Below are 2,852 nucleotides of genomic sequence, written 5' to 3' on the forward strand. Positions count from 1 at the left end.
ATCCTTTATACCGACCTGTCGGGCTATTACGATCTGATGTGCGCCGATATCGATTACCCAACGCAAAGCAAGGGTGTTCGTCGGCTGCATCAACTTTTCGGCAACGGAGGCAACAGCCACCTCGATCTGGCCTGTGGCACCGGGCCTCACATTCGGCACTTCATCGATTCCGGTTATCAATGCCAGGGGCTCGACATCAATCAGCCTATGCTCGATGTTGCCCAGCAACGCTGCCCGGAGGCCATGTTTCACCTTCAGAACATGTGTGATTTCCGGCTTGAGGCAACTTTCGATCTTATTACCTGCTTTCTGTATTCGATTCACTACAGCGACGGGGTCGAGCAACTGAAAAGCTGCCTTCATAGCGCCCACGACGCGCTGACTGAAAACGGCCTGTTCTGCTTTAATGCAGTGGACAAAACACGAATCAATAATAAGCTGTTTGTCAGCCATACCGCCCAGCATGGCGGCAGTGAATTCACCTTCCACTCCGGCTGGCAATACTGTGGCCAGGGAGAGCAACAGTCACTTCTTCTCAGCATCAACAAGCGCACAAAAGGCGCCATTCAGGCCTGGCAAGACGAACACGCTATGGTGGCACTCAGCTTCTCAGAGTTTGAAGCGCTATTGCAGCCACTATTCGACGTTCATGTCCTCGAGCACGATTACGACCGGATCGTGCCATGGGACGGCAAATCCGGAAACGCCCTGTTCGTTTGCATCAAGCGTTGAGCGTTTCCAGAATTGGTTGCATACCGATCACTCTCAGTGATGCATCCCGGAGTGGTCTATCGCGGTGTCGTTGTCCAGCGATCTGACCTTTAACTCAATATCCATCGCCTCAGCCACATCAAAATCCAGCCGCACCGGAATGGCCTCGCCCTCAACCAGTGGTTGTGCAAGCTGCTCCAGCATCAAGTGATAGCTATGGGGTTTTAGCTCTACCGAGCCACCGGCGGGAACGGTCAAACCATCTTTCAAGGGCTGCATGCGCATCATGCCTTGGTGCATTCGGGTTTCATGAATCGATACGCGGCCCGCTCTGGGGCTTTCGGCAGCAATCAGTGTGACGTCCTGATCACCGCTATTGGTAATTACCAAATACCCCACACCCACAGGCGTGCCGGGCGGTGTCGGGCGACTCCAGGGCTGGTTCACCTGAATACTATTCTGGCCTTGACTGTGACCAGGGTGGTGATGGTGGTGATGGCCGTGATCACCCGCCATCGCAGGCATGCAAAACAGTGCAGAAGACAACAGCGCAGCCGCTGTCCAGATTTTGAGTTGATTCATGGTATCTCGCACAATGATTTTTTGAAGTACTCGCAGCCCTCAAGTGTTAACCCTGCCTTAACTATTGGCAAGTCACCGAGGTTTTCTCACCGGCCCTTTCCAGTCCACGATTTAACCCTCGTTATGCAGCGCCATCATCATCGCCCCCAGAAACCTCGCGGCTTCGCCGCCCGTCGCGGCCCTGTGATCGAAGGTAAGCGACAAAGGCAAGGTGCGACGAATGGTCGCAGTACCATTGTGGGGCACCACCTTGTCCCGATTGGCCCTGGCCCGCTTACTGGAAGGAGCCGCGCCGACGATAAACTGGTCTTGCTGGGCACCGTTACCATCGCCTTTTCCGGAGGACTTCAGCTCGCCCAGCACCACCACGTTATCGTCGTCTGCCATGGCCCGGTGCAGGGCCATGTTAACCGCTTCCACCAGGGTCACATCACGAGTTTCAATTAAACACTCTGCCTTGCTCATAGGTCACCTCCCCGGTATTTGCTGGCGATCTGCTCACGCTGGGTTTGCAGCGCACAGGGAAGGGTTTCGAACAGATAATCCAGCATGGCCATGGGTGGTTCAGCCTCGGTGGCCAGGTAATCCTCCACGGCCTTCTCTACGGTTTGCTTGCAGTCGGCCTGAAGGGTTTTCTCTTTGTCCGGACTCCACAGACCGCTGTCGTGCAACCAGTTCTGCAGGCGTTTGATGCCATCCTTCTCCCAGGCACGCTTGAGATCTTCGGCCGTTCGGTAGCGGGTGGCATCATCGGCGGTGGTGTGGTCGCCCAGGCGAGAGATGACGGCCTCAATCACCGTCGCGCCTTTGCCGCCATGGGCCCGGTCCAGCGCCGTATCCAACGCCTCGATAGTAGCGAAGTAGTCGTTGCCATCAACAATGTGGCCCGGCAAGCCGGCACTGATCGCTTTCTGGGCAATGGTCTCGGCGCCGCTTTGCAGGCTGCGTGGTGTGGAAATCGCCCATTGGTTATTGATCACTACAAATACAACGGGCAAATGCCAGGCACCGGCCAGATTGATACTCTCCAGAAAGTCGCCTTTGGAGGTGCCACCATCGCCGATACAACACACCACGGCCCGGTTTTCGTCGCGTATCTTCATAGCCGCCGCCACGCCCACGGCATGGCAACATTGGGTGGCAATGGGCACTGAGGTTGGCAGATCTTCCGGGCAAATCCTCCAGGCGCTACCGCGCTCGTCACCGCCCCAGCACGGAGGGGTAGGTGCCGCAGTTGCCGGTACGTTGCAGGGCAATAGCTTTGGAATCGAAGGTGCGGGTCAACACCATGTTGCGGTAGGCGGCCAGTATCCTGTTCGTGTTCCTGGCCTGAGGTGGCAATTCGCCGAGTGGCTTGCCATGGTCATCCAGATAGCGGGTGCTATCCACATGGAATTCGTGGATCTGTCTCATCCCATCCTCCTGTCCCCGGGCCTTGCGGTAGAGGCCTGACTGCACAAAAGCCGGCTTGTGGCTGGCAACGGCAGCGTTGGGGTGGTCGTCTTGTTGTTGGCGCGGGTTACGCGCAGCGGGATATCACAGAGCGCCCGCAGGCACTC

At 56.8% G+C, this 2,852-nt stretch carries 3 protein-coding genes and 2 pseudogenes; 1 reads left to right on the forward strand and 4 read right to left on the reverse strand.

What is annotated here, in order from left to right; translation table 11 throughout:
- Positions 1-732, forward strand: a complete 732-nt coding sequence (locus IBX51_RS14890) for a class I SAM-dependent methyltransferase (RefSeq protein WP_291832113.1) — start codon at positions 1-3, stop codon at positions 730-732.
- A gap of 33 nt (positions 733-765) precedes the next feature.
- On the opposite strand, the gene IBX51_RS14895 is transcribed toward IBX51_RS14890, so the two are convergent.
- From IBX51_RS14895 to IBX51_RS14910, 4 genes and pseudogenes are all read right to left on the reverse strand, one after another.
- Positions 766-1,293: a copper chaperone PCu(A)C gene (locus IBX51_RS14895; RefSeq protein WP_291832114.1), complete on the reverse strand. Its 528-nt coding sequence runs from the start codon at positions 1,291-1,293 to the stop codon at positions 766-768.
- Between the two features lie 111 nt (positions 1,294-1,404).
- Entirely contained in the window at positions 1,405-1,662 is a 258-nt protein-coding gene (locus IBX51_RS14900; RefSeq protein WP_291832115.1) for a 2-oxo acid dehydrogenase subunit E2, read from the reverse strand.
- Positions 1,645-1,758: pseudogene (locus IBX51_RS14905) on the reverse strand (hypothetical protein); the annotation flags it as partial. The gene IBX51_RS14900 and the pseudogene IBX51_RS14905, both read right to left, overlap by 18 nt.
- Positions 1,755-2,706: pseudogene (locus IBX51_RS14910) on the reverse strand (thiamine pyrophosphate-dependent enzyme). The pseudogenes IBX51_RS14905 and IBX51_RS14910, both read right to left, overlap by 4 nt.
- Between the last annotated feature and the right edge of the window lie 146 nt (positions 2,707-2,852).

It is taken from the genome of Marinobacter sp. (genome assembly GCF_014859525.1).
Classification (GTDB): domain Bacteria; phylum Pseudomonadota; class Gammaproteobacteria; order Pseudomonadales; family Oleiphilaceae; genus Marinobacter.

What these genes read in the sequence shown, in the direction of transcription:
- IBX51_RS14895 (WP_291832114.1), bottom strand. Translation starts at nt 1,293, where the DNA reads ATGAATCAACTCAAAATCTGGACAGCGGCTGCGCTGTTGTCTTCTGCA.